Raw genomic sequence first — 25,938 nt, forward strand, 5'->3', positions numbered from 1 at the left:
ACTGCGCTGAAGTTTGCCCTGTTCGACGAGAGTGACGCCCGACGCTCGTCAATTCGTCGGCGACTTGCGGTCGATCAGCGAAAAACCGGGCTATCTCTCCACAGGGTTCCAGCCATGAGCTCTGCATATCCGAGATTGTAGACGGCGCACATGTACTGAGTGTTGAACGGATCGAGCATGGAATAGGGAACTTGCACGTCGATCGATGCGAGGTGGAAATGCGCACCCGTCAATTTTGAATAGTTATAGAGCGCCGTCAGCGCGCTCTGCGTCTGGGATTTGACGAAAATAGAGAACGCTCTTGCGATCACGGATAGCGTTGTGTCGGGCGTCTTGGCAAATTCGGGCATGAGTGCATTGTTGACGATTACGTAAAAATTAACGGCCGTCCGCTTTGCCGGGCCGAGGCGATGGGAGCTCGTCAGGAGCGCCTGCGGGAGCATCAGCACCTGAGAGGCCGAACCTCCATCCGAATGCATTTCCTCGAAGCGGTGTCCTCCGGATTCGGCCTTTATCATCACCGCCGGATAAACGCCCGGTATGCTTGCCGAGGCTACCATGATGTCCTGAAACAGCCTCAGCGCATCCGGCCGACCACTGGCTGCGATGGCGCCCATGTTCCAAACAACGGCTCTCTGCGTGTCGAGGTTGGTCGTCAGGACGAGGAGGCGGCGGCCCTTGCAATGCTCGGCTGCAACCTGCCGCAGGATTGCCGGCGTGATGAATTGCTCGATCATTCGCCGCAAAGGATCGGCTTTGAGCAAGCTCGGACCAATCAATCCGCTGGCTCGCTTGCTGCTTGCAAGCTCTTCGGCGACGCCGCTCGTGTAGAGGTGCACCAGAGTGTCGTCATAGGCCGATCCGAGAAATGCAAAAGGCGCGATCAGGGCCCCCGTGCTTACACCAGTCACGATATCGAACCGAGGACGGGTTTTCGTTGCGCTCCACGCGGAAAGGACGCCGACGCTGAAGGCGCCGCCGGCGCCGCCACCTGAAATCATCAGCACGTCGACGCGATCCCGCTTGGTCGCCGGCTCCCAATCGATATCTTTCGGCGCTTCGTCGAGCCGAGCATCCAGATATGTCCGAATCTCGCCATAACCGGCAATCGAAGCCGTTTCCGCCTCCTTCGCATCGAGCGCTCTGTCCATGGTCTCGGTGCACCCAGGTAAGACAAAAGCGAAAGAGAGCAAGGCGATCAGTACTCGCATCGGGCCTGTTTTCAAAGCCAAAGCCGTTTCAACGGTCCATTATCCGACCGCCTCCCTGGCGCATAATTCCTGAAATCGAAATTCTCTTTAGGAATTATGCAGAAATTCAAAGGGTTACAGCGTCCTTTGTGCGTCTGAAAGACGCTCGACGCTGTAGTGGTGGCAGGACGCGCAGGCGGCGCGAGGCCGCCTGCGGGGGTACACGTCCCGCGGTCTCGTTCCGGGGGAAGGAATTCGACCGAAGAGGTTGCCATGAAGGTCTTCGGGCGTCGCCCGCATCGGGCGCGCGACCATCTGGCCGATAGCTCGCCGAGAGGAGGTCATCTCTGACCTTGCCCTCGCTTCGAAAGCTCGGGCTTGAAGGCGATCGCTGCTCGATCGTTGGATGCCTGCGGTTCCGCGTCGGTGGTGTCAGGCCCGGTCCGGTGAACGAGGCGCTTGAGCGCTTCGTTGAGGTCGTCGACGAAGGTGAAGATGACAGGGATGACGACGAGGCTGAGCAACGTTGACATCATCACGCCGCCGATCACCACAATTGCCATCGGCTGCCGGAAGCTGGAATCGCCGCCCGTCAGGCTGAGTGCAACCGGAAGCATGCCGCATGCCATGGCGATCGTGGTCATGATGATCGGTCGTGCGCGCTTGTGGCAGGCATCCACGAGGGCATCGAACCGGGGCATGCCCTGACGGCGCGACATGATCGCGTATTCGATGAGAAGGATGGAGTTCTTCGTCACCACGCCCATGAGCATGAGCAGCCCGATGACGGCCGACATCGAGAAGCTGGTTCCGGTCACCACCAGCGGCACCAGCGCGCCGCCGAGCGAGAGTGGCAGAGCCATCAGAAGCGTGAACGGCTGCAGGAAGTCGTGAAAGAGCAGGACGAGGATCGCGTAGATGCAAAACACCCCGATCGCCATTGCAAGGCCAAAGCTTTGGAACAGCTCTGAGCTGCGCTGAAGTTCGCCCTGTTCGACGAGAGTGACGCCCGACGGCAGATGCTGAAGCGCCGGCAGCGCCTGCGCCTCGCGGTTGACGTCGCCCAGGATGCGGCCGTTGAGCTCGACGGAAAGCGTAACATTGCGCATCCGGTCGATGCGGTCGATCTCCGACGGGCTGCCGCCGATCCGGATATCGGCGATCGATCCGAGATCGACATTGCCGTTCGTTCCTGCCACTCGCATGTTCTTGATGTCGTCGAGCTTCGTGCGTGTCTCGGGGCTGAAGCGAACGACGATCGGAACCTGACGCTGCGGCAGGTTGAGCTTTGGCAGATCGGCGGAGTATTCCCCATCCGTCGCCACCCGCACGGCTTCGGCAATGGCGCTCGAGGTCACTCCGAGCGCTGCTGCGCGGGCGAAGTCGGGCGTGATCTGGATTTCCGGCGCCTGCCTGGCTGCGGTCGATGTCACTGCGCCGATGCCCTGCAGCGTGCGCAGCTGCTCTTCGAGCGCCGTGCCTGCACTGTCAAGCGCATCGGCATCGTCACTGGCAAGGGTGATCTCCAGCTTCGTACCGTTGCCGCCGCCGCCGACCGCGATCCGCACACCGGGCAGGACCGAGAGCGCCTGCCGGATGTCGTTTTCGATTTCCGACTGCTTGCGGTCACGCTCGCCGATGGGCGACAGCACAGCGACGATCGTGGCGAATCCGACACTGCTCGTGGTGCTGGAGTCGGGGCCACCGCCCGAGGATGCGGAACCGACCGAGGAAAAGACATGTGTCACGTCCTGGAGCTTGCCGATGATATCGGCCGCCTTCGTGGTCGTGGCGTCCGTCTGCTCGATAGTAGCACCCGGCTGCATGGTGAGCGTAATCTGGGCTCGCGCATCGTCGGAAGCGGGCAGKAAGCCGGATTTCAGGAGTGGGATGGTGGCAAGCGAAAGTGCGACGACGATGGCAGTCACGGCCACCGTGGTTTTCCTGCGGTTCATGGCGGCTTTCACGATTGCAAGATAGGCGCGCATGATGCGGCCGTCCTTTTCCTCGCTCGGATGGGCCTTCATGAAATAGGCGGCCATCATCGGCGTCAGCAGCCGTGCGACGACGAGCGAGACGAGGACCGCCACCGCGGCAGTGATACCGAACTGGCGGAATATAAGTCCCGGTATACCGCTCATGAAGGCCGTTGGCAGGAAGACCGCGACCAGCGTGAAGGTGGTCGCGATGACGGCGAGTCCGATCTCGTTGGCGGCCTCCAGAGCGGCGTCGATCGGCCGCTTGCCCATCTGCAGGTGGCGAGCGATGTTCTCGACCTCGACGATGGCATCATCGACAAGGATGCCGACCACGAGCGACAGTGCCAGCAAGGTGACGACATTCAGGCTGAAGCCGGCCAGATACATGACGAGGAAGGTCGGTATGACCGACAGCGGCAGCGCCACGGCCGACAGGATCGTCGCACGCCAGTCCCGAAGGAAGAGCCAGACGACGATGATCGCCAGGATCGCGCCTTCGTACAGCATGTGCATCGAACCATCGTAGTTATCGATGATCGGCCCGAGCGTGCTGTAGGCCTCCTCGATCTGCACGTTGGGATGCTTGGCTGCGAACTGTTTCATCGCCTCGTCGACGTCGGCCGCGACACTGCTGTCCGAAAATCCGTTCGAGCGCTTGATCTCGACCGCGACCACCGGTTTGCCGTCGAGATAGGCCATCGAGGACCGTTCCGCGAAGCTGTCCGTGACGGATGCGACATCGTCGAGGCGAACCTGCTGCCCGTTGGCCAGGGGAATTCTGAGCTCTTTCAGAGCATCGACCGACGCCACCGCACCGAGCGTGCGCAATGTCTGACGGGTGCCGCCAATCTCCCCAAGGCCACCTGACGTATCGGCCTGAACCGACTTCAATTGCGCCGACACAGTGGTCGCCGTCACGCCGAACGCGGCCATCGTCGTCGGATCGAGGTCGACGTGAACCTCGCGGTCGACACCGCCGATGCGATTGACCTGTCCGACGCCCGGTACCGACAGGAGCGCCTTGGTCAGATCGTTGTCGATGAACCAGGAGAGCTCGGTTTCATTGAGGACGGCAGACCGGATGGCATAGGTGACCAGCGCCGAACTCTGTACGGTGACTTTGGTGACGCTTGGCGTTTGCATCTGCGCCGGCAGATCGGCCGTTGCGCTGTCCACGGCGTTGCGGACCTCGTTCAGGGCCGTTTCGCTGTCTTTCTCCAATTTGAAGGAGACGCTGATTGACACCGTGCCGTCGGTTATCGTCGTGGTGACATGGTCGAGATAGCTCAGCGAGGCAAGATTGTCCTCGATCGTGCGGGCGACCTCCGTCTCGAGCTGCGCCGGTGCGGCGCCATCGAGCGTCGCGGTAATTTTGATGGTCGGGAGGTCCATATCGGGGAAGTTCTGGACCGACAGATGCTTGAAGGCCAGCAAACCGCCGACGGCAAGCATCGCAAAGAGCAGGATCGCCGGTACCGGATTGCGGATCGAAAATGCGGAAAAGTTCATCAACCTTCTCCCGCAATCTTCACGAGATCGTTGTCCGACAGAAATGCTCCGCCCGACGTCACCGCTCTCGCCGAGAAATCTATGCCGGAGACGATCTCGACTTCGCCGTCGGCGCGGCGGCCGGTCTCGACCCGCACCCGTCTTACCCGCTTGTCCTCGCCGGCCGTGAAGACATAGTTTATCCCGTCACGGAAAACGATCGCTGTCTCCGGAACCGTCAGCGCCGGCGTGGTCGTCAGTTCGATGGCGCCGGTGACATAAAGACCGGTGCGCGGCTGAACGTCCTGGGGAAGCGCGACATAGACGATCGCCCGGCTTGTATTGGTGTCGATCGAAGGTCCGACGAGCCTTACCTTGCCCTGAATGGGACGCCCGTCCGGCCCGTCGATGTCGACGCGCAATCCTTCCGAGATGCGTGAGAGGTAGCGGGCCGAAACTTCGGCCTGCCATTCGACCCGCTGCTGGCGGACCAGGCGAAACAATTCGGTGCCCGACGAGACGACCGCGCCGAGTTCGGCCGATCGCGAGGTTATCAGGCCGTCGTCGACGGCCGTGACGGTCGTCTGGTCGAGCTTGATCTTCTGGCTGTCGAGCGCCGCCTCTTCAGACGCAAGACTTGCCGTCGCCGTCTGTTCGTCGGCGAAATATTCGACAATCTTCTCATCCGAAAGGGCGCCCGAAGAGCGGAGCTGCCGAGCCCGGTCCGCATTGGCCTTCGCCTTTGTCAGGTTTGCCTGAGCGGTCACGACGGCCGCCTCCTGCTTGCGAAGGTCGGCCTGGACGCTGTCCTGCGACAGCCGGACGAGGGTCTGCCCCTTCTTGACCACGGAGCCGACGTCGGCCAGGATTTCGGTTACGCGCAGGCCGCTCGTCTCGGAAGCGATGATCGCTTCCTGCCAGGGCTTCAGCCAGCCGCTTGCGGGAACGGTTTCCGGCCAGTCTCGTTGCGCCGGCGTCACCAGCGAGACGGTCAGGGCGGGTGCGGCGGATTGATCTGCCATGGCATTGCGCAGGGGAAGCAGGAGCGCTGCCGCAACAAGAGCGGCAGCGAATATTCTCGGCGGTTTTCTCAACGATGCATTCCTTGTGGTCGAAGGCATTGGTGCCTTTTCCCGAGCTGTGCCAACTCGATGAAGGATTGCGGCTCATGTGGAGGCAACCCGATCCTGGCTCGCGGTGATGTCATGGCAGGATAAGTAACGGGGTGAACGTTAAGTGCGGTCAAGTTAGTGTTAAGTTAGGTAAAACCCGGTCGCGCGGCTGTGTTTGTGCTGTATGGCTTACCCGGAACAATGACGGACGAAGTGAATGAACAAGGTTCTCCTCATCGACGACGATGCCGAGCTGACGACGCTTCTGCAGGAATATCTGGTCGAAGAAGGATATGAGGTCGTCACCGATACGGACGGTCGCGCCGCCATTGCGGCGGCGGCCGGCAATACGGTCGATATTATCGTGCTCGACATCATGATGCCTCGGATGAACGGGATCGAGGTTCTGCAGAGGATCAGGAAGCTCAGCCAGGTCCCGGTGCTAATGCTGACCGCAAGGGGCGATGACGTCGACAGGATATCGGGTCTCAATCTGGGCGCCGACGACTATGTGCCGAAGCCATGCTCGCCGGGCGAACTTGCGGCGAGACTGCGCGCTATCCTCCGCCGGGCAGGCCAGCCGGCGGCCGGCGCAACGACCGACACGATAAGGGCGGGAAAACTCGTGATACATCCGAGCAGCAGGATCGCCGAATGGCGCGGCGAAAGCTTGGAACTGACCGGCACGGAATTCAGCCTGATCGAGGTCCTCGCCCGCAGCGCCGGCCAGCTCGTGTCGAAGCAGGACATTTCGAAGCGGGCCTTCGGCAAGCCGCTGACCCCGTTCGATCGCCGTATCGACGTTCATATCAGCAGCGTTCGTCAGAAGCTCGGACTGAGAGAGGACGGACAATCCTGGATCCAGTCCGTTCGCGGCCAGGGCTATCAACTTCTCGTGGACTGACCATGCCCCGACTTTTCTGGAAATTCTTCACGACGATCTGGCTGACGATGGCGGCGACAGTCGGCGTGATCTTCCTGCTCGTCAATTTTCTCCAGGGGGTTCCTTTTGCGCGCGAACTGGAGGAAGAGCGGCGAGCGATCGCCCTGAATCTCACCGCAAACGTGCTCGCCAGAGATGGCGAAGATGCCGCCACGCATTTCGTGCGCACAAGCGAAGAGACGCTACCGTCTGGTCTGACGATCTCCAAAACTGCGAAAGCCGATGCCTGTGCGGTTCCAAAGACCGTCGATACAAGATCCGTGCAGAAGGACGGGGTTTGCTATCAGATTTCCCTGCCGGTCCAGGCGACGTTCACCTTCGACAACATTGGTCCCTTCATACCGTGGCTCGCGATCCTGATTTCGAGCACGATATCGGCAGGTGCACTCGCCCGGTACCTCATTCGTCCCGTCGTGCATCTGCGTGATGGCTTGAGCGCGCTCGCCCATGGCCGCTTCGACTTCCGCATCGGTGACAAGATGGCCGGCCGAAAGGACGAGGTTACCGCGCTTGCTCATGACTTCGATTCCAGCGCCGCTCGGCTTCAGGAGCTTCAGGATGCGCAGCAGCGGTTGTTCCATGATGTCTCCCACGAACTGCGTTCGCCTTTGTCCCGCCTGCAAGCCGCTGTCGGCGTCCTGCGGCAGAGCCCGGCGAAACTCGGCGCCATGCTGGACCGCATGGATCGGGAGGTCGAACGGCTCGATGCACTGGTCGGCGAAGTTCTGACGCTTGCCAGGTTGACTGCGGGATCCAGCCGGCCGCTGAAAACGCACATTCTTGATGTCATCGAGCTCCTGAACGAAATTCTCGGCGATGCGGCATTCGAAGCCCAGGCGCGGGAGGTCTCAATCACAACCAGTGTCGAGGGCGTCTTCCGCGCAGAAGTCGAAGGCGAACTGATCTACAGGGCGCTCGAAAACGTCGTCCGCAACGCCGTCAAGTACACGGCCGAGCATTCGCGCATATCAGTATCTTGCGAGACGACGGACGAGCGGCTCAAAATCTGTGTCACCGATCAGGGGCCGGGTGTCAGGCGGGACGAACTCGAACGGATCTTCCAGCCGTTCTCACGCGGAAACGAGGCTGTACCGAGAGGCGGATATGGCCTGGGTCTTGCAATCACCAGGCAGGCCATCGAGCGCCATGGCGGGCGTGTGCATGCGTCGTTGCCGGATGCCGGAGGTTTGGCAATCACCATGGAGCTTCCCAGAAAACCGACGCCCTATGGTTCGGTTGACCACCAAGCCTGATCCGGCTCCCCGCGATTTTACCTAACTTTACAGTGTCTTTACCGCCATTAACGTTGGCGCCGCTAAGCCTGAACCTACGATCCCGGTTCAGAAAGCTCGCCAGTGACTCCGTCGCTCTGCACAAGAATATCATCCCTCCGCTACGCCGCATCGGCATTTACGCTTCTCCTGGCGGGCTGCGTCAGCGGCCCGGATCACGTTCCCCCACAGATGCCGCTTCCTGCCAAATTCCAAGAGGGCGGGAGCAAGAGCAACGGCGATGTCGTGGCGGCGCAGTGGTGGACGGCCTATCGGGACAAGCAGCTCGACGGCCTGGTGGCTCATGGTCTGAGCGAGAACCTCGATGTCCTGCAGGCGCTCGAGCGCATCAATTCGGCTTCCGCCGATGTCACGGTTGCCGGTGCCGGTGGCCTGCCGAGCCTCGATGTCAGCGCATCGCACACCGTGTCCGGTGAGAAGGGTTCGCAGCGTACGACCATCGGCACCACGAACACGACAGGTGGCGAGGCCAGCCTTTCCTGGCTGCTCGACTTCTTCGGCCAATACCGTCGCTCGAAGGAGAGTGCGATTGCCTCGTTGGGGGCCGCCTATGCAACGGCCGACAATGCAAAGCTCACCTTCCTGAAAGACCTGGTCGAGAGCTATATCGACGCCCGCTATTACCAGGAGCGCATCGCGCTTTCACAGGCGAGCTTGAATTCGCGCCAACAGACTTACGAACTCACGCAGCTGCAGCTCAAGGCAGGTGCGGCCTCCCGCCTCGATGTCGTTCAGGCCGAGGGTCTGGTACAGTCGACAAAGTCCGACATTCCTGGCCTCCAACAGAGCTTCACCGAATCGGCCCATCACATTGCCACTCTGCTCGGGATGCCGGCGGCCTCGCTGATGGGCGAACTGCAGAAAAGCGCCGGTCAGCCGGTTTTCCGCGGCGACATTCGCGCCGGCATTCCGGCCGACCTCATCCGCAACCGTCCCGATATCCGCAAGGCAGAACGCGACCTGGCAGCGGCCGTCGCCGATATCGGTGCTGCCGAGGCCCAGCTTTATCCATCGATCTCGCTCTCCGGTTCGATCTCGCCGAGCTGGGTCAAATCATCGGGCGCCAGTGGCGGAACTCTGACCAGCTGGTCGTTCGGACCGACGCTCAACCTGCCGATCTTCGATGGCGGCAAATTGCGTGCGAATGTCGATATCGAAAAATCCGATGCCAAGACCCAGTATCTCGCCTGGAAAGAGGCGGTGCTGAACGGGGTCGAAGAAGTGGAAAACGCGCTGTCGGCGGTTCGCCACGACACGCAGACACTGGCGCCGCTGCGCAGGCAGGTGCAGACGGCTGAGGAATCGCTCGCGCTTTCAACGACGAGCTATAAAGACGGCGCCTCGTCGCTGCTTGACGTCCTGGACGCTCAACGTTCGGTCTCCGATGCCCAGGCAAGCCTTGCAGCCACCGTGCAGGAGGTTGCCAAGGACTATGTGGATCTCTACGTCGCCATTGGCGCCGGCTACCTGGAAGAAGGGCAGAATGCTCCCGAGCGAATGACGAAGTCAGACTAATTGGCCGAAGACAGTCAAGTGTGCAGCTCGCTGGCTATCGGCCTGATATCTCCAGGATGCGGAGGGCAAGYTTGAGATGCGGCAAGTCCAGCATGCGTCCGTCAAGCTGAATGACGCCCGCGTCGGGCCTGGCGGCAAAGGCGGCGGCGACTTTCTCTGCCCAGGCGATCTCGGATGCGTCCGGCGTGAAGGCGTGATTGATCGTTTCGACCTGGCTCGGATGGATGGCCATCATCCCGGAAAAGCCGTCGCGCCGGGCTCGGCCGACATAGGCCCTGAGACCGTTGAGATCGTGGAAATCGGGATAGACGGTGTCGATTGCCGGAACGGCGGCGGCATGGGCCGCGAACAGCGTGAGCGAGCGGGCAAGCTCGTAGGGCGGCGTGTAGCGGCCATCCGTCCTGCGCGCGGTCGTAGCCCCTATCGCGGCAGACAGATCCTCAGCACCCCAGGTCAGGCCGCAGAGGCTGGTCGCGACATCCCGGTAGCTGCCGATCTCGAAGATCGCGGATGGCGTTTCGGTTGCGATCGGCAAGATGGGAATTGCAGATGCAAGAGAGCCTGCGAGCTTCAGCACCGAAGCGGCACCCTCGGCCTTCGGCAGCACGATCGCAAAAGGATGAAGGCCGCTCAAAGCGGCAAGGTCGCCTTCCAATTCTGGCGAGGCCAGGGGATTGATGCGGATCAGGAGAGGGGTCTCGCCGGCATGATGCAAGACGAATTCGTGCACGCTTTCACGCGCTTTCGGCTTGTTTATGGGCGCAACCGAATCCTCCAGGTCGAGAATGACGGCATCGGCGCCTGAGGTGAGCGCTTTTTCGAAACGCTCCGGCCGGTCACCGGGCGCAAAGAGCAGCGAGCGCAGCTTCATGACGGTTTCACCTTCAGCATTGCCGTGCGCAGGCACTGGCAGACGATCTCGCCGCGCTGGTTCAGGGTGATATGCCGGAAGGTGGCGATGCCGGCATCGGGGCGGGAGTTCGAGCGACGCAGCTCCATCACCTCCGTTTCCACCCGCAGCGTATCGCCGATGAAGACCGGCTTTGGCATCGTCACCTTGTCATAGCCGAGATTGGCGACGAGCGTACCGAGCGTGGTGTCGCCGACCGAGAGGCCGACGGTGAGCGCAAAGGTGAAGGTGCCGTTGACGACGATCCGGCCGAATTCGGTGCCGGCCGCATAATCGGCATCGAGATGCAGCGGCTGCGGATTGTGGGAAAGCGTCGTGAACAGCAGATTGTCGGTCTCGGTGACCGTGCGGCGGATGTCGTGGGCGATGCGGTCGCCGACCGTCCACTCGTCGAAATAACGGCCGGCCATCAATCCTGCTCCTTCACAATGCTGACGACCAGCTGGTTTTCCGAGACCCTGATCCCCGAGGAAACCTGCAGCTTTTCGACGATGCCGTCGAAGGGCGCACGCAGAGAATGTTCCATTTTCATCGCTTCGACTGTCAGCAGGCGGTCCCCCTTGGCGACACGATCGCCTTCGGCGACATCCACCGAAATGACGAGGCCGGGCATGGGAGAAAGGATCGCGCCATCGCCGGCACCCTGACTTGCCTCGACTTCGCTTGCCACGGGCAGGCTGATCGGCCAGGCGTTGCCGGCGTCGAAAAGCACCGTGGTTTCACCGATCGTGACGGCATTTGCCTCAAGCTCCGGACGTGACTGCCCCCAAAGGAGTTGCTCGCCGATACGGATGCGCACCCTCTTGTCATCCGCGCCGGCGATGCGGAATCCGGCAAGGGCGGACCAGGGATCACCATCCGTATTTCTTGAAAGCACCGTGGCCGCGGTGTCGATTGCGATTTCGCTCGGCTTCGTTGCCACAAGGCTATCGCCATGGCGGTCGAGGAAGCCGGTATCGATCCGAGCTGCGCAAAAATCCGGGTCGACGGTGATGCGGGTAAGCAGGCCGGCATTGGATTTGACCGGCCAGACCTCGATGCCGGCGCAGGCGGATGCGAGCTTCGAAAGTGCCGCCTCGCGGTTCGACCCATGGGCAATGATCTTGGCAATCATCGGGTCATAGAAGGCGGTGATGTCATCCCCTTGTTCCACGCCGCTATCGACACGGACGGTTTGCGGCAGGCTGAGATGTTCGAGCCGGCCGGTCGAGGGCAGATAGCCGGCGGCGGGATTTTCGGCATAGAGCCGGGCTTCGAACGCCCAGCCGTTCATGGCGATCTCATCCTGCATTTTCGGCAGCGGTTCGCCGCTAGCGACCTTCAGCTGCCAGAGCACCAGATCCTCGCCAGTAATTGCCTCGGTGACCGGGTGTTCCACCTGGAGGCGGGTGTTCATCTCCATGAACCAGATGCGATCTTCGCGCAGGCCCTCCGAGGCATCGGCGATGAATTCGATGGTGCCGGCGCCGACATAATTCACCGCTTTTGCGGCTTTCACCGCCGCATCGCAGATTGCCGCGCGCGTTGCGGCATCGAGGCCGGGGGCAGGGGCCTCCTCGATGACCTTCTGGTGACGGCGCTGCAGCGAACAGTCGCGTTCGAACAGATGAACGCAATTGCCGAGCGTATCGGCGAAAACCTGCACCTCGATATGGCGCGGATTGGCGATATAGCGTTCGATCAGAACGCGGTCGTCGCCAAAGGAAGCGGCCGCTTCACGGCGACAGGAGGCGAGTAGTTCGGCGAAATCTTGCGCGCGCTCGACGCGGCGCATGCCCTTGCCGCCGCCGCCGGCGACCGCCTTGACGAGCACGGGATAACCGATGGTGTCCGCCTCGGCCGCCAGCCTCTCTTCGCTCTGGTCCGCGCCCATATAGCCGGGGGTCACGGGCACGCCTGATGCCTGCATCAATTCCTTCGCCGCGTCCTTGAGCCCCATCGCCCGGATGGCGGCGGGCGGTGCGCCGACCCAGATGATGCCGGCCTTTTCCACCGCTTCGGCAAATCCGGCATTTTCCGAAAGGAAACCGTAGCCGGGATGGATCGCCGCAGCGCCGGTTTTCCGGGCGGCCTGGAGGATGCGGGTCTGAGAGAGATAGCTTTCGCGGGCCGGCGAGGGGCCGACGGCGATCGCCTCGTCCGCTTCCCTCACGAAGGGCAGGCCGGCATCGGCCTCGGAATAGACGGCGATGGTGCGGATGCCGAGCACCTTGGCCGAGCGGATGATGCGGCGGGCGATTTCGCCCCTGTTGGCAATGAGAAGACTTTCCATCATACCGCGCCTCACATCCTGAACAGGCCGAAGCGCGGCCCTTTCGGGATCGGCGCATTCAGGCAGGCGGAAAAGGCAAGACCGAGCACATCCCGCGTCTGGCGCGGGTCGATGATGCCGTCGTCCCACAGGCGAGCCGTGGCATAATAGGGATTGCCCTCGGCCTCGTAGCCGGCGCGGATCGGCGCCTTGAAGGCTTGCTCCTCTTCAATAGGCCAATTCTCACCGCGCGCCTCCATGGAGTCTCGCCGGATGGTGGCGAGCACCGAGGCCGCCTGTTCGCCGCCCATCACGCTGATGCGGCTGTTCGGCCAGGTGAAGAGAAAGCGCGGGCGATAGGCGCGGCCGCACATGCCGTAATTGCCGGCGCCGAAGCTGCCGCCGATGATGACGGTGACCTTCGGCACGCTCGCGGTCGCAACCGCCGTCACCAGCTTTGCCCCATCCTTGGCGATGCCGCCGGCCTCATAGCGGCCGCCGACCATGAAGCCGGAGATGTTCTGCAGAAAGAGCAAGGGTATGCGGCGCTGGCAGGCAAGCTCGATGAAATGCCCGCCCTTCAGTGCGCTTTCGGAAAACAGCACGCCGTTATTGGCGATGACGGCGACAGGCATGCCCCAGATGCGGGCGAAGCCGCAGACCAGTGTGGTGCCGTAGAGCGGCTTGAACTCATGCAGTTCCGAGCCATCGACGATCCGGCCGATGACCTCGCGCACATCATAGGGCGAGCGTACATCCTCCGGGATCAGACCGCAGAGATCCTCGGGATCGAGTTTCGGCGGCCGTGGCTTCTGCAGGTCGATATCAATGGCCTTCACGCTGTTGAGAGTGGCTGCGATATCACGCACGAGCAGCAGCGCATGTTCGTCGTTTTCGGCGACATGATCGACGACGCCGGAGCGGCGGCCATGGGTTTCGGCGCCGCCGAGCTCTTCGGCTGAAATGATCTCGCCGGTCGCGGCCTTCACCAGCGGCGGGCCGGCGAGGAAGATCGTGCCCTGATTGCGCACAATGACCGTTTCGTCGGACATGGCGGGCACATAAGCGCCGCCGGCCGTACAGCTTCCCATCACGCAGGCGATCTGTGGGATTCCCTCGGCCGACATCTGGGCCTGGTTGTAGAAGATCGCGCCGAAATGGTCGCGGTCGGGAAAGACTTCGGCCTGATGTGGAAGATTGGCGCCGCCGCTATCGACCAGATAGAGGCAGGGCAGGCGGTTCTGCAGGGCGATCTCCTGCGCCCGCAGATGTTTCTTCACCGTCATCGGGAAATAGGCGCCGCCCTTCACCGTCGCGTCATTGGCGACGATCATCACCTCGCGGCCGGAAACGCGGCCGATGCCGGCGATGATGCCGGCGCCGGGCGCCTCATCATCATACATGCCGTTGGCGGCCAGCGTGCCGATCTCCAGGAACGGGCTGCCGGCATCGATGAGCAGCTGGATGCGATCGCGCGGCAGGAGTTTGCCTTTGCCGGTATGGCGCTCGCGCGCCGTTTGCGATCCGCCCTCGCGCGCTTTCGCCGAACGATTGAGGAGTTCGTCGATCAGGGCTTTATTCTTGCTGGCATTGGCCTTGAAGCTGTCGCTGTCGCGATCGATCGCAGTCGAAATCACCGTCATGATGCGATGAGCTCCCGGCCGATCAGGTAGCGGCGGATCTCATTGGTGCCGGCGCCGATATCGTAAAGCTTGGCGTCGCGCAAAAAGCGTTCGACCGGCCATTCCTTGGTATAGCCGGCGCCGCCGAGCGCCTGGATCGCCTCCAGCGACACTTTCACGGCGTTCTCGCTGGCGAAAAGGATCGCGGCAGCAGCATCCGTGCGCGTCGCGCGGCCGGCATCGCAGGCGCGGGCGACGGAATAGACATAGGCGCGCGCCGAATTCAGCGCCACATACATGTCGGCGATCTTGCCCTGCATCAGCTGGAAATCGCCGATCGCTTTGCCGAATTGCTTGCGATCGCGCACATAGGGCAGCACGACATCGAGGCAGGCTTGCATGATGCCGAGCGGCCCGCCGGCAAGCACGGCACGCTCATAATCGAGGCCGGACATCAGGATCTTCACGCCTTCTCCCTCCCGGCCCATCAGCGTCTCGGCCGGCACGGCGCAATCCTCGAACACCAGTTCGGCCGTGTCGCTGCCGCGCATGCCGAGCTTGGAGAGCTTCTTGGAGACGCTGAAACCAGGCAGGCCCTTTTCGATGATGAAGGCGGAAATGCCTTTCGGGCCGGCTGCGGGATCGGTCTTGGCATAGACAACAAGCACATCGGCATGCGGCGCGTTGGTGATCCAGAACTTGGTGCCGTTCAGAATATAGCGGTCGCCCTTCTTCTCGGCACGCAACCGCATGGAGACGACATCGGAACCGGCGCCGACCTCCGACATGGCGAGCGAACCGACATGTTCGCCGGAGATCAGCTTCGGCAGGTGGCGGCGCTTTTGTTCCGGCGAGGCCCAGCGGCGGATCTGGTTGACGCAGAGGTTGGAATGAGCGCCGTAACTCAAGCCGACGGAGGCCGAGGCGCGCGAAACTTCCTCCATGGCGACGACATGATCGAGATAACCGAGACCGGCGCCACCGAATTCTTCCTCGACGGTGATCCCATGCAGGCCGAGCGCACCCATCTCGGGCCAGAGCTGGCGTGGAAACGTGTTGCTTTCGTCGATCTCCACAGCCAGTGGAGCAATATGATCGGCGGCAAACCGCGCCGTCGTTTCACGGATCGCGTCCGCGGTTTCGCCGAGCGAAAAATCAAACATGGCACTCCTCCCGCTGAAATATGTAGCGCGGGTTGCGGCAGGGTCAAAGTGCCCTTGAATGATGCGGCCGAAGAACCTCGCGAATTCTTGGCGAGGGCGCGTGAGCGCCATTTTCTTGAAAATATGGAAAATATGGAATATATGGAAATTAAACCGGAGACGATAATCATGCGACAGTTCACGACAGGTGATCTCAATAAACAGATTGGTGATGTCACCGATGTCGCGAGCCGCGAGCCGGTCATTCTTACCCGCCACAACAAGCCACGTTTCGTGCTGATGAGCTATGAGCACTATCAGCGAATGCGCAGCGGCGGGGACCCGCGTCGTGCCCATCACATTTCGGAGATGCCGGACGAGCATGCCGAATTGTTCGGCGAGGCGATTGAGCGGCTGGCGCACGGTGAAGGCTACGACGATGAGCCATGAGTTTCGTCCTGGCGAGGTGATAACCTATCCCTATCTCTGGGCATGGCAACAGCAGCGTAGTGAGACCGAGGGGCGCAAACAGCGCCCAGTCTGTGTCGTCATCGCGATCCGCAGTGCGAGCGATGGAAACACGCATCTCGTCCTTCTGGCAATCACCACACAGCCGCCGGAGGTGGGAAGGGTTGCGCTGGAAATTCCCGATATCGAACGCCGGCGCGCCGGTCTCGGTGATCTCAAACAGAGTTGGATCGTCGTCGACGAATACAATTACGATATCGTCGAGCGATCCTGGTACATCGAGCCTCATCAAGCGGTTCTTCGCCGCTTCAGCAAGTCGTTCATGATGAAGATTGCCGCCATGTTCGCGAAAGCGCGAGGCCAGTCAGGGCGGGTCAACCGATTCGACTGACAGGCCCTCGATTTCCGCTCCGTCCCGCCGAAAGCCCTCGGGGCTCTTGCCCACCCATTTGCGGAAGGCCCGGAAGAATGCGCTCGGCTCGGAATAGCCGAGCTGCACGGCAATCTCACCGATAGTCATCGACGTGTTCAGCAGCAGTTCGACGGCGAGATCCCGGCGGATGTCGTCCTTGATGGCGGCATAGCTTTGTCCCTCGTCGTGCAGGCGGTGGCGGAGCGTGGACGGGGGCATGCGCATATCGGCGGCAAGCTTGGTGAAGCTCGACCAGGCAGCCGGTGTGGCCTGGCTCAGGCGCCGGCGGACGGCGGCGGCGCTGCCGGCATCATAGCGGTAGCGCACCAGAATATTGGCGGGCGCGCCGCGCAGGAACTGTTTGAGCGCCTGCTCGCTGCGCGCCACCGGCAGGTCGAGCAGGGCGCTGTCGAAGCCGAGCCGGCTGATGGCTTGCGAGAAACGCACCGGGGCGCCGAAGAAGAGCCGGTAGTCGGCCCCTTGTTTGGGTTCCGCGCAGCGGAAATCAACGAGCCGGATCGGAATGCGCCGGCCGACCAGCCAGCAGATGATGCCGTGCAGGATGATCCAGTAGGTGCGGTAGGCGAAGGCCGAACGCGGGCTACCGGCGTCGCTGAGTTCGATCTCGGCCAGACCGTCGCGGATGACGAGCCGTCCCCGGGGGTCGTCGAGCACGACATCGAGGAAGCGAAGCGCCCGGCGGAGCGCTTGACCCAGCGTCGGCGCATGCAGCACAGAGTGGCAGAGCAGCGTGAAGCTGCCGCTGCGCATCGGCCGCGCGCCCATGCCGAAGAATTCATCGTCGAGCTCGGCGGCGATCGCCAGCCAGAGCGCGCCGTAGGTCTCCGCCGAAACCGGCTGATCGACCGGGGATGCCAGGCCGACGCGGGCAAGGACCGGCGCCGTCGGCTTGCCGAGCCGCCGCAGGCTGTCGAGTGCCTCCTCCACGAAGCCTGGCGCGATCATGCGTCGCTCGATCTCGGCCATTCTATCCTCGCTATGGCAAAACTGGCCGAAATAATGGAGCAGTTCTGTCATCGCTTGCAATAGGTGGAGCGAATAGAATCGTATCCGTCGGTTGCGCTTGGAGGGGGCGCGGTCGGCAGGGAGGAAGACATTCATGCTGATCCGTGGATCAAGTTTCATCGTGACCGGCGGCGGCTCCGGCTTGGGTGCGGCAACAGTGCGCGCGCTTGTGGAGGCCGGCGGGCGCGTGACGATTGCCGATCTCAATATGCAAGCGGGCGAAGAGATTGCCCGGGGATTCGGAAGCGATGCCCGCTTCGTCAAGGCCGATGTAACCGATGGCGAGGAGGGGGCTGCGGTGGTTGCCGCTGCCGTCGAAGCCTTCGGCAGCCTGCGCGGTTTGGTGAATTGCGCGGGCGTGGCGCCGGCCGAAAAGGTGATCGGCCGCGACGGACCGCACCGGCTGGAGAGTTTTGCGCGCACGGTCGGCATCAATCTCATCGGCACGTTCAACATGATCCGCCTGGCCGCCGCAGCGATCCAGACGACCGAGCCGGATGCGGAAGGCGAACGCGGCGTCATCGTCAATACGGCCTCGGTTGCCGCCTTCGACGGCCAGATCGGCCAGGCAGCCTATGCCGCCTCCAAGGGCGGGGTGGCGGCGATGACCTTGCCGATCGCCCGCGAGCTTGCCCGTCACGGCATTCGCGTCGTGGCGATCGCACCCGGCATTTTCGAGACACCGATGATGGCTGACATGCCAGCAGAGGTTCAGGCGGCGCTCGGCAAGAGCGTGCCCTTTCCGCCGCGGCTCGGCCGTCCGGCGGAATTCGCCGGGCTGGTGCGTCATATCTTTGAAAACAACATGCTGAACGGCGAGGTCATCCGCCTCGACGGCGCATTGCGGATGGGCGCGCGCTGAGCGCGTTGCCCAGAGGAGGAAACATGACATTGCAGGATCCCATCGTCATCGTCGGTGCAGCGCGCACCCCGATCGGTAGCTTTCAGGGAGAGCTGAAGGAGGCGACAGCGCCGGAGCTCGGAGCGACGGCGATCCGCGCGGCGCTTGAGCGGAGCCGCCTCGAGGCCGAGGCGATCGAGGAGGTCGTCTTCGGCTGTGTACTGCCGGCGGGGCAGGGGCAGGCGCCGGCGCGCCAGGCGGCGATCCATGCCGGTCTGCCCTTCGCCACGGCGGCGAGCACCGTTAACAAAATGTGCGGCTCAGGCATGAAGGCCGTGATGATGGTGCATGACCTGATCGCCGCCGGCAGCGCTTCTGTAGCGGTTGCAGGTGGCATGGAAAGCATGACCAATGCGCCCTATCTCCTTGACAAGGCCCGTGGCGGCTACAGGCTCGGCCATGGGCGTGTCGTGGATCACATGTTCCTCGACGGGCTGGAGGATGCTTATGACAAGGGGCGCTTGATGGGCAGCTTCGCGGAGGATTGCGCCGAGGCCTATCAGTTCACGCGCGAGGCGCAGGACAACTTCGCCATCACCTCGCTGACGCGGGCGCAGAAGGCGATCGCCGAAGGCTGTTTCGAAAGCGAGATCGTGCCGGTCACGGTAAAATCGAGCAAGGCCGAGCAGGTGGCGAGCCGCGATGAACAACCCGGCAAGGCGAAGCTCGACAAGATCCCGACGCTGAAGCCCGCCTTCCGCGAGGGCGGCACGGTGACTGCCGCCAATTCCAGCTCGATCTCCGATGGCGCGGCAGCCCTAGTGCTGATGCGCCGTTCCGGGGCGGAGCATCGCGGCCTGAAGCCGCTCGCCACCATCCTCGGCCATGCCACGCATTCGCAGGCACCCAATCTTTTCGCCACCGCACCGATCGGCGCGCTGCAGAAACTGTCCGATCGCACCGGCTTGCCGCTGTCGGAGGTCGATCTGTTCGAAATCAACGAGGCTTTCGCCGTCGTCGCCATGGCGGCGATGCGCGATCTCAACCTGCCGCATGAAAAGGTGAACGTGCATGGCGGCGCCTGCGCGCTCGGCCATCCGATCGGCGCATCGGGGGCTCGCATCCTGGTGACGCTGCTTGCAGCACTGGAGCGATACGACCTGAAGCGCGGCATGGCCACGCTCTGCATCGGCGGCGGCGAGGCGACCGCCGTTGCCATCGAACGGCAATAGGAGAGGGAGAGAACAGATGATCCTTTCCGACCTCCAACAGCAGATCTCAGATCTCGCCCGCGACTTTGCCCGCGACCGGCTGGCCCCGGGGGCAGCCAAACGCGACCGGGAGCATCTCTTCCCGCGCGAGGAACTGAAGGAAATGGGCGAACTCGGGCTGCTCGGCATGCTGGTGCCGGAAGCCTATGGCGGGTCGGATACCGGTGTGATTGCTTATGCGGCGGCGCTGGAGGAAATTGCCGCGGGCGACGGACCGTGTTCGACGATCATGAGCGTGCATAGCTCCGTCGGCTGTGTGCCGATCCTGAAATTCGGTACCGAGGAGCAGCGGCAGCGCTTCCTGCCGAAACTGGCCAGTGGCGAATGGATCGGCGGCTTTGCGCTGACCGAGCCGCAGGCTGGTTCCGATGCCTCCAACCTGAAGACCCGAGCGCGGCGTGACGGCGATCATTATGTGCTCGACGGCTCCAAGCAATTCATCACCTCTGGCAAGAACGGCGACGTCATCATCGTTTTTGCCGTCACCGATCCCGACGTCGGCAAGAAGGGCATCACCGCCTTCATCGTGCCGACGGATACGCCGGGCTACGAGGTGATCCGGGTCGAGGAAAAACTTGGGTTGCATTCCTCCGATACCTGCCAGATCGCCTTCAACAGCATGCGCATTCCGGCAGAACTCAGGCTCGGTGCGGAAGGCGAAGGTTACCGCATCGCGCTCGCCAATCTCGAGGGCGGGCGGATCGGCATTGCGGCGCAGGCGGTCGGCATGGCGCGGGCGGCTTTCGAGGCGGCGCGCGATTACGCCCGCGAGCGCACGGCCTTCGGCAAGCCGATCTTTGAGCACCAGGCCGTTGCCTTCCGCCTTGCCGATATGGCGGTGCGGATCGAGGCGGCGCGACAGCTCGTCTTTCACGCCGCCTCCCTCAGGGAGGCCGGACTGCCCTGCCTGTCGGAAGCCTCGATGGCGAAGCTCTTTGCCTCCGAGATGGCCGAGCGCGTCTGTTCCGATGCGATCCAGATCCATGGCGGATATGGCTACATGGCCGATTATCCGGTCGAGCGCATCTACCGCGATGTGCGCATCTGCCAGATCTATGAAGGAACGAGCGACGTGCAGCGCATGGTGATCGCCCGCAATCTCTAAGCACCACATCCGGCCCTGCTTCCGGAGGAGGGGAGCAAGGCCGGCAAAGGGAGGAAAGAAAAAACATGGTGGATTCCGCTCGTTTGAGCCTGCACGTCCCCGAACCCGCCGTTCGCCCGGGCGGTCAGCCCGATTTTTCCAATGTCAAGATTGCCAAGGCCGGTTCCGTGCCGCGGCCGGAGGTGGATGTCGCATCCGAAGATATTCGTGACCTCGCCTATTCCATCATCCGCGTTTTGAACCGCGAGGGCGAGGCGGTCGGTCCCTGGGCCGGTTCGCTCTCCGATGAGGCGTTGCTGACCGGGCTTCGCAACATGATGAAGCTGCGTGCCTTCGACGCCCGCATGCTGATGGCGCAGCGGCAGGGCAAGACCTCCTTCTACATGCAGCATCTCGGCGAAGAAGCCGTCAGCTGCGCCTTCCGCAAGGCGCTCGAGACGGGAGACATGAATTTCCCGACCTATCGCCAGGCAGGCCTGCTGATTGCCGACGACTATCCGATGGTCGAGATGATGAACCAGATCTACTCGAACGAGAGCGATCCTCTGCGCGGCCGGCAACTGCCGATCATGTATTCCTCCAAGGAGCACGGCTTCTTCACCATCTCGGGCAATCTCGCCACCCAATATGTGCAGGCTGTCGGCTGGGCGATGGCCTCGGCGATCAAGAACGACAGCCGCATTGCCGCCGCCTGGATCGGCGACGGATCGACGGCGGAATCGGATTTCCACTCGGCGCTCGTTTTCGCCTCGACCTACAAGGCGCCTGTTATTCTCAACATCGTCAACAATCAGTGGGCGATCTCCACCTTCCAGGGCATCGCCCGCGGCGGTTCCGGCACTTTCGCGGCGAGGGGCCTCGGCTTCGGTATTCCGGCGCTGCGTGTCGACGGAAACGACYATCTCGCCGTCCATGCCGTCGCCCATTGGGCGGCGGAGCGCGCGCGGCGCAATCTCGGCCCGACGCTGATCGAATATGTGACCTATCGCGTCGGCGCGCATTCGACTTCCGACGATCCGAGCGCCTATCGGCCCAAGACGGAATCGGAGGCCTGGCCGCTCGGCGATCCCGTGCTGCGGCTCAAGAAACATCTGATCATCAAGGGCGCATGGTCGGAGGAACGGCATGTGCAGGCCGAAGCCGAAATCATGGACGAGGTGATCGAGGCGCAGCGCCAGGCAGAGGCGCATGGCACGCTGCATGCCGGCGGCAGGCCTTCGGTGCGCGACATTTTCGAGGGCGTCTATGCCGAGATGCCGCCGCATATCCGCCGCCAGCGACAGAAGGCGGGGTACTGACATGGCCAGAATGACGATGATCGAGGCCGTGCGCAGCGCCATGGACGTCTCGATGGCACGTGACGACAATGTCGTCGTTTTCGGCGAGGATGTCGGTTATTTCGGCGGCGTCTTTCGCAGCACACAGGGCCTGCAGGCAAAATACGGCAGAACGCGCTGCTTCGATACGCCGATCAGCGAATCCGGCATCGTCGGCACGGCGATCGGCATGGCGGCCTATGGGCTGAAACCCTGTGTCGAAATCCAGTTCGCCGATTACATGTATCCGGCCTATGACCAGCTGACCCAGGAGGCGGCGCGCATTCGCTACCGTTCCAACGGCGATTTCACCTGCCCGATCGTCGTGCGCATGCCGACAGGCGGCGGTATCTTCGGCGGCCAGACGCACAGCCAGAGCCCGGAGGCGCTTTTTACCCATGTCTGCGGGCTGAAGGTGATCGTGCCTTCCAATCCCTATGACGCCAAAGGCTTGCTGATCGCGGCGATCGAGGATCCCGATCCGGTCATGTTCCTGGAGCCGAAGCGCCTCTATAACGGCCCCTTCGACGGCCATCACGAGCGGCCGGTGACGCCCTGGTCGAAACACGAACTCGGAGAGGTGCCCGATGGCCACTACACCATCCCGATCGGCAAGGCCGAGGTGCGGCGCGCGGGATCGGCGGTGACGGTGGTTGCCTACGGCACGATGGTACATGTGGCGCTTGCCGCGGCCGAAGATGCCGGCATCGATGCCGAGGTGATCGATTTGAGAAGCCTGCTGCCGCTCGATCTCGATACGATCGTCAAATCGGTCTCGAAGACGGGACGCTGCGTCGTCGTGCATGAGGCAACCTTGACATCCGGCTTCGGCGCCGAGGTCGCAGCACTGGTGCAGGAGCATTGCTTCTATCATCTCGAAGCGCCGGTGGTGCGCGTGGCCGGCTGGGACACGCCCTATCCGCATGCGCAGGAGTGGGACTATTTCCCCGGTCCCGGCCGTGTCGGGCGGGCGCTTGCCGAAGTCATGGAGGCCTGAGCCATGGGCGAATTCATCATCAAGATGCCCGATGTCGGGGAGGGGGTCGCCGAGGCCGAGATCGTAGAATGGCATGTGAAGACCGGAGATCCCGTCCGCGAGGACATGGTGATCGCCGCCGTCATGACCGACAAGGCCACGGTGGAAATTCCGTCTCCCGTCAATGGCACAGTCACCTGGCTTGCCGGCGAGGTCGGAGACCGTATCGCGGTCAAGGCTCCGCTGGTGCGGATCGAGACGGCGGGAGATGTCGGCGAGGCGCAGTCTGTTGGGATTTCGCAGACGCCGATTACTGAGGCGACCAGGGCCGAGATTGCAAAACCTGCTCCGGCAGCACCAACTCCTGCGGCGATACCAGTGCCTGCGGCGCCGCCGCCGGCCGAAAAGCCGCTTGCCGCTCCCTCGGTGCGACTCTTCGCCAGGGAAAGCGGTGTCGATCTCAGGCAGGTGCAGGCGACCGGACCGGCCGGGCGTATCCTGCGCGAGGATATCGAGCAATTCCTAAGCCAGGGGACCGCGCCTGCAACGGCAAAGAACGGCTTTGCCAGGAAGACGGCGACCGAGGAGATCAAGCTGACTGGCCTGCGCCGCCGCATTGCCGAGAAGATGGTGCTTTCCGCCTCGCGCATCCCCCACATCACCTATGTGGAGGAAGTGGATATGTCCGCGCTCGAGGAGTTGCGCGCCACCATGAACGGCGATCGCAGGCCTGATCATCCGAAGCTGACGGTTCTGCCCTTCCTGATGCGGGCGTTGGTCAAGGCCATCTCCGAGCAGCCTGACGTCAACGCCACTTTCGACGACGATGCCGGCATCATCACGCGCTATAGTGCCGTGCATGTCGGCATCGCCACGCAGACGCCGGCCGGTCTGACCGTTCCGGTCGTGCGGCATGCCGAAGCCCGCGGCATCTGGGATTGCGCCGCCGAGATGAACCGGCTGGCGGAAGCGGCGCGATCGGGTACTGCGACACGTGATGAGCTGTCCGGCTCCACCATCACCATCAGTTCGCTCGGCGCGCTCGGCGGCATCGTCTCGACACCCATCATCAATCATCCCGAGGTGGCGATCATTGGCGTCAACAAGATCGCCACACGACCGGTCTGGGACGGCGCGCAGTTCGTGCCGCGCAAGATGATGAACCTCTCCTCCAGCTTCGATCACCGCATCATCGACGGCTGGGATGCGGCAAACTTCGTGCAACGCATCCGCACGCTCATCGAAACGCCTGCGCTCATTTTTATCGAAGGCTGAGATCCATGAAAGAGATCGTCTGCAAGCTCCTCGTCATCGGCGCCGGTCCGGGCGGTTATGTCTGCGCCATTCGCGCCGGGCAGCTCGGCATCGATACCGTCATCGTCGAGGCCGGCAAGCCGGGTGGCACCTGCCTGACGGTCGGCTGCATTCCCTCCAAGGCGCTGATCCATGCGGCCGAGGAATTCGATGCGACGCAAAAGATGCTTGCCGGCAAAAACCCGATGGGCATCCGCGTCGAAGGCGCGTCGATCGATCTCGGCAGGACGATTGCCTGGAAGGACGGGATCGTCGGCCGCTTGACGAGCGGTGTTTCGGGGCTGCTGCAAAAGGCGCGCGTCAAGATCGTCCACGGCCGGGCCCACTTCCGCGACGGCAAGACGGTGGAGGTAGAGACGGAAACCGGCCAGCAGATCATCCGCGCCGAGACCGTGGTGATCGCCACCGGTTCGGATCCGGTGGAGCTTGCGAACCTGCCTTTCGGCGGCCGCGTGATTTCCTCGACAGAGGCGCTGTCGCTGACGCAGCTGCCGAAAAAACTCGTCGTGATCGGCGGCGGTTATATCGGGCTGGAGCTCGGGACCGCCTTTGCCAAGATGGGGTCCGATGTGACGGTTGTCGAGGCGACGCCGCAGGTGCTGCCGCAATATGATGCCGAACTGGTGCGGCCTGTCATGCGCAAGCTGACTGAAGGCGGTATCCGGCTGTTGACAGGTGCGAAGGCGATCGGCCTTGCCGACAATGGCGAGGCTCTGATCGTCGAAACGGCTGATGGCCGGCGTGAGACCCTGCCGGCCGACCGTATCCTCGTCACCGTCGGTCGCCGCCCAAGAACCGCAGGATCCGGTCTCGAAGAGCTCGATCTCGATCGTGCCGGGCCTTATCTGAGGATCGACGACCGTTGCCGCACCTCGATGCGCGGCATCTATGCGATCGGCGATGTGACCGGCGAGCCGATGCTTGCCCATCGGGCCATGGCGCAAGGCGAGATGGTGGCGGAAATCATCGCCGGGAAGAAGCGCGCCTGGGACAAGCGATGCATCCCCGCCATCTGCTTCACCGACCCGGAGATCGTCAGCGCCGGCCTGTCGGCTGTGGACGCGAGGGCGCAAGGCTATGAAATCCGCATCGGCCAGTTTCCGTTCAGCGCCAACGGACGGGCAATGACGATGCTGTCCGAAGAAGGCTTCGTGCGCGTTGTGGCCCGTGCCGACACCAATCTCGTGCTTGGCCTGCAGGCGGTTGGAGCCGGGGTCTCCGAGCTTTCGGCGGCTTTTGCGCTGGCCATCGAGATGGGTGCACGTCTGGAAGACATCGCCGGCACCATCCACGCGCATCCGACCCGCAGCGAAGCGGTCATGGAGGCGGCGCTGAAAGCTTTGGGAAGCGCTCTGCATATCTGAGCCGAAGCCTGGGACCGTGGCCATCCGAACGGTGAGGCGCTCCGGGATGATAGCAGCGCCTCTCTTTCCGGCTTCCTTGCCAGTCGCAGCAAGGAAGTCTGTGTGGCAATGGCGAGTTGCCATCAGCGGCGGATATCGATGGCTTGGCGTGGCATTTTCTCGGCGTTTTGCAGGCGGCAATGAACCTGCCACAGGCAGGCGCGAGCGGCCGCGTGCTGCGGCGCGTCATCGACCTCGGGATGTCGGCATGGCCGCTGAAATCGCAGATGCGGGGAATGCACGGGAACGAGCTTCGTGACAGATCATAGCGGTTTCAGGAAGCAGGCTTCTGGGAATCTGCGTCTTGATAACGGTCATGAGAAATTGGCTCGTTTCACCTCTCAATTTACTGGGTGGGCCAA

The 25,938-nt window shown here is 62.7% G+C and carries 21 protein-coding genes; 12 read left to right on the top strand and 9 right to left on the bottom strand.

What is annotated here, in order from left to right:
- Positions 1-74: 74 nt before the first annotated feature.
- The 3 genes from AC1ECN_RS18315 to AC1ECN_RS18325 all read right to left on the bottom strand — a co-directional run bounded on the left by AC1ECN_RS18315 (position 75) and on the right by AC1ECN_RS18325 (position 5,778).
- The gene (locus AC1ECN_RS18315; RefSeq protein ID WP_027688883.1) at positions 75-1,211 is read right to left on the bottom strand and encodes a patatin-like phospholipase family protein; all 1,137 of its coding nucleotides are present in this window, start codon (positions 1,209-1,211) and stop codon (positions 75-77) included.
- 320 nt (positions 1,212-1,531) lie between these two features.
- Complete coding sequence (locus AC1ECN_RS18320; protein WP_477953735.1) at positions 1,532-4,678, bottom strand: efflux RND transporter permease subunit; 3,147 nt, start codon at positions 4,676-4,678, stop codon at positions 1,532-1,534.
- On the bottom strand, positions 4,678-5,778 hold the full coding sequence (locus tag AC1ECN_RS18325; protein WP_477953737.1) for an efflux RND transporter periplasmic adaptor subunit: 1,101 nt from the start codon (positions 5,776-5,778) through the stop codon (positions 4,678-4,680). Before AC1ECN_RS18325 ends, AC1ECN_RS18320 begins: the two co-directional genes overlap by 1 nt.
- Before the next feature lie 208 nt (positions 5,779-5,986).
- Here AC1ECN_RS18325 and AC1ECN_RS18330 point away from each other — a divergent pair, with 208 nt between their 5' ends.
- The 3 genes from AC1ECN_RS18330 to AC1ECN_RS18340 all read left to right on the top strand — a co-directional run bounded on the left by AC1ECN_RS18330 (position 5,987) and on the right by AC1ECN_RS18340 (position 9,519).
- A complete protein-coding gene (locus AC1ECN_RS18330) occupies positions 5,987-6,673 on the top strand; it encodes a response regulator (RefSeq protein ID WP_018071821.1) in 687 nt (228 codons plus the stop codon).
- Positions 6,674-6,675: 2 nt separating this feature from the next.
- On the top strand, positions 6,676-7,965 hold the full coding sequence (locus AC1ECN_RS18335) for a HAMP domain-containing sensor histidine kinase (protein ID WP_075225126.1): 1,290 nt from the start codon (positions 6,676-6,678) through the stop codon (positions 7,963-7,965).
- A 102-nt stretch (positions 7,966-8,067) separates the two neighbouring features.
- Positions 8,068-9,519: an efflux transporter outer membrane subunit gene (locus tag AC1ECN_RS18340; RefSeq protein ID WP_075225127.1), complete on the top strand. Its 1,452-nt coding sequence runs from the start codon at positions 8,068-8,070 to the stop codon at positions 9,517-9,519.
- A gap of 34 nt (positions 9,520-9,553) precedes the next feature.
- Here AC1ECN_RS18340 and AC1ECN_RS18345 read toward each other — a convergent pair whose 3' ends face one another.
- From AC1ECN_RS18345 to AC1ECN_RS18365, 5 genes are read right to left on the bottom strand one after another with little or no spacing between them, the layout of a single operon-like run.
- Positions 9,554-10,390, bottom strand: a complete 837-nt coding sequence (locus tag AC1ECN_RS18345) for an HpcH/HpaI aldolase/citrate lyase family protein (protein ID WP_130690418.1) — start codon at positions 10,388-10,390, stop codon at positions 9,554-9,556.
- The gene (locus AC1ECN_RS18350) at positions 10,387-10,839 is read right to left on the bottom strand and encodes a MaoC family dehydratase (RefSeq protein ID WP_018071825.1); all 453 of its coding nucleotides are present in this window, start codon (positions 10,837-10,839) and stop codon (positions 10,387-10,389) included. Before AC1ECN_RS18350 ends, AC1ECN_RS18345 begins: the two co-directional genes overlap by 4 nt.
- Entirely contained in the window at positions 10,839-12,704 is a 1,866-nt protein-coding gene (locus AC1ECN_RS18355; RefSeq protein ID WP_477953740.1) for an acetyl/propionyl/methylcrotonyl-CoA carboxylase subunit alpha, read from the bottom strand. Before AC1ECN_RS18355 ends, AC1ECN_RS18350 begins: the two co-directional genes overlap by 1 nt.
- A gap of 8 nt (positions 12,705-12,712) precedes the next feature.
- The gene (locus AC1ECN_RS18360) at positions 12,713-14,323 is read right to left on the bottom strand and encodes a carboxyl transferase domain-containing protein (RefSeq protein WP_075225130.1); all 1,611 of its coding nucleotides are present in this window, start codon (positions 14,321-14,323) and stop codon (positions 12,713-12,715) included.
- Positions 14,320-15,465, bottom strand: coding sequence for an isovaleryl-CoA dehydrogenase (locus AC1ECN_RS18365; protein WP_075225131.1), 1,146 nt, complete (start codon positions 15,463-15,465; stop codon positions 14,320-14,322). The genes AC1ECN_RS18360 and AC1ECN_RS18365 overlap by 4 nt, the downstream gene beginning before the upstream one ends.
- Before the next feature lie 168 nt (positions 15,466-15,633).
- Between AC1ECN_RS18365 and AC1ECN_RS18370 the strand changes: the two genes are divergently transcribed.
- Together AC1ECN_RS18370 and AC1ECN_RS18375 are read left to right on the top strand one after the other, a co-directional pair.
- Positions 15,634-15,894 (top strand): type II toxin-antitoxin system Phd/YefM family antitoxin, encoded by a 261-nt coding sequence (locus AC1ECN_RS18370; RefSeq protein ID WP_024322537.1) that lies wholly within the window; start codon positions 15,634-15,636, stop codon positions 15,892-15,894.
- Positions 15,884-16,303, top strand: a complete 420-nt coding sequence (locus AC1ECN_RS18375; protein WP_130683552.1) for a hypothetical protein — start codon at positions 15,884-15,886, stop codon at positions 16,301-16,303. The genes AC1ECN_RS18370 and AC1ECN_RS18375 overlap by 11 nt, the downstream gene beginning before the upstream one ends.
- Here AC1ECN_RS18375 and AC1ECN_RS18380 read toward each other — a convergent pair.
- Complete coding sequence (locus tag AC1ECN_RS18380; RefSeq protein WP_130683554.1) at positions 16,277-17,362, bottom strand: AraC family transcriptional regulator; 1,086 nt, start codon at positions 17,360-17,362, stop codon at positions 16,277-16,279. The two genes, AC1ECN_RS18375 and AC1ECN_RS18380, sit on opposite strands and share 27 nt — an antisense overlap.
- A gap of 82 nt (positions 17,363-17,444) precedes the next feature.
- Between AC1ECN_RS18380 and AC1ECN_RS18385 the strand changes: the two genes are divergently transcribed.
- From AC1ECN_RS18385 to lpdA, 7 genes are all read left to right on the top strand, one after another.
- Positions 17,445-18,212 (top strand): 3-hydroxyacyl-CoA dehydrogenase, encoded by a 768-nt coding sequence (locus AC1ECN_RS18385; RefSeq protein WP_130683556.1) that lies wholly within the window; start codon positions 17,445-17,447, stop codon positions 18,210-18,212.
- 23 nt (positions 18,213-18,235) lie between these two features.
- A complete protein-coding gene (locus AC1ECN_RS18390; protein WP_477953743.1) occupies positions 18,236-19,423 on the top strand; it encodes an acetyl-CoA C-acyltransferase in 1,188 nt (395 codons plus the stop codon).
- Between the two features lie 16 nt (positions 19,424-19,439).
- Positions 19,440-20,567 carry an acyl-CoA dehydrogenase family protein gene (locus AC1ECN_RS18395; RefSeq protein WP_130657596.1) on the top strand — a complete coding sequence of 376 codons (1,128 nt, stop codon included), beginning with the start codon at positions 19,440-19,442 and terminating at the stop codon, positions 20,565-20,567.
- Positions 20,568-20,632: 65 nt separating this feature from the next.
- On the top strand, positions 20,633-21,865 hold the full coding sequence (locus tag AC1ECN_RS18400; protein ID WP_477953745.1) for a thiamine pyrophosphate-dependent enzyme: 1,233 nt from the start codon (positions 20,633-20,635) through the stop codon (positions 21,863-21,865).
- A 1-nt stretch (position 21,866) separates the two neighbouring features.
- A complete protein-coding gene (locus tag AC1ECN_RS18405) occupies positions 21,867-22,880 on the top strand; it encodes an alpha-ketoacid dehydrogenase subunit beta (protein ID WP_018071836.1) in 1,014 nt (337 codons plus the stop codon).
- A 3-nt stretch (positions 22,881-22,883) separates the two neighbouring features.
- Complete coding sequence (locus tag AC1ECN_RS18410; protein WP_027688870.1) at positions 22,884-24,134, top strand: dihydrolipoamide acetyltransferase family protein; 1,251 nt, start codon at positions 22,884-22,886, stop codon at positions 24,132-24,134.
- A gap of 5 nt (positions 24,135-24,139) precedes the next feature.
- On the top strand, positions 24,140-25,537 hold the full coding sequence (lpdA, locus tag AC1ECN_RS18415; protein ID WP_027688869.1) for a dihydrolipoyl dehydrogenase: 1,398 nt from the start codon (positions 24,140-24,142) through the stop codon (positions 25,535-25,537).
- Positions 25,538-25,938: the final 401 nt, after the last annotated feature.

This window comes from Rhizobium sp. 01N447_2, assembly GCF_056399245.1.

Bases quoted from the DNA above. Each gene is read 5' to 3' on its own strand.
- AC1ECN_RS18315 (WP_027688883.1), bottom strand. From the start codon at position 1,211: ATGCGAGTACTGATCGCCTTGCTCTCTTTCGCTTTTGTCTTACCTGGG.
- AC1ECN_RS18325 (WP_477953737.1), bottom strand. From the start codon at position 5,778: ATGCCTTCGACCACAAGGAATGCATCGTTGAGAAAACCGCCGAGAATA.
- AC1ECN_RS18330 (WP_018071821.1), top strand. From the start codon at position 5,987: ATGAACAAGGTTCTCCTCATCGACGACGATGCCGAGCTGACGACGCTT.
- AC1ECN_RS18335 (WP_075225126.1), top strand. From the start codon at position 6,676: ATGCCCCGACTTTTCTGGAAATTCTTCACGACGATCTGGCTGACGATG.
- AC1ECN_RS18350 (WP_018071825.1), bottom strand. From the start codon at position 10,839: ATGGCCGGCCGTTATTTCGACGAGTGGACGGTCGGCGACCGCATCGCC.
- AC1ECN_RS18355 (WP_477953740.1), bottom strand. From the start codon at position 12,704: ATGATGGAAAGTCTTCTCATTGCCAACAGGGGCGAAATCGCCCGCCGC.
- AC1ECN_RS18360 (WP_075225130.1), bottom strand. From the start codon at position 14,323: ATGACGGTGATTTCGACTGCGATCGATCGCGACAGCGACAGCTTCAAG.
- AC1ECN_RS18365 (WP_075225131.1), bottom strand. From the start codon at position 15,465: ATGTTTGATTTTTCGCTCGGCGAAACCGCGGACGCGATCCGTGAAACG.
- AC1ECN_RS18370 (WP_024322537.1), top strand. From the start codon at position 15,634: ATGCGACAGTTCACGACAGGTGATCTCAATAAACAGATTGGTGATGTC.
- AC1ECN_RS18375 (WP_130683552.1), top strand. From the start codon at position 15,884: ATGAGCCATGAGTTTCGTCCTGGCGAGGTGATAACCTATCCCTATCTC.
- AC1ECN_RS18380 (WP_130683554.1), bottom strand. From the start codon at position 17,362: ATGACAGAACTGCTCCATTATTTCGGCCAGTTTTGCCATAGCGAGGAT.
- AC1ECN_RS18385 (WP_130683556.1), top strand. From the start codon at position 17,445: ATGCTGATCCGTGGATCAAGTTTCATCGTGACCGGCGGCGGCTCCGGC.
- AC1ECN_RS18390 (WP_477953743.1), top strand. From the start codon at position 18,236: ATGACATTGCAGGATCCCATCGTCATCGTCGGTGCAGCGCGCACCCCG.
- AC1ECN_RS18395 (WP_130657596.1), top strand. From the start codon at position 19,440: ATGATCCTTTCCGACCTCCAACAGCAGATCTCAGATCTCGCCCGCGAC.
- AC1ECN_RS18405 (WP_018071836.1), top strand. From the start codon at position 21,867: ATGGCCAGAATGACGATGATCGAGGCCGTGCGCAGCGCCATGGACGTC.
- AC1ECN_RS18410 (WP_027688870.1), top strand. From the start codon at position 22,884: ATGGGCGAATTCATCATCAAGATGCCCGATGTCGGGGAGGGGGTCGCC.
- lpdA (WP_027688869.1), top strand. From the start codon at position 24,140: ATGAAAGAGATCGTCTGCAAGCTCCTCGTCATCGGCGCCGGTCCGGGC.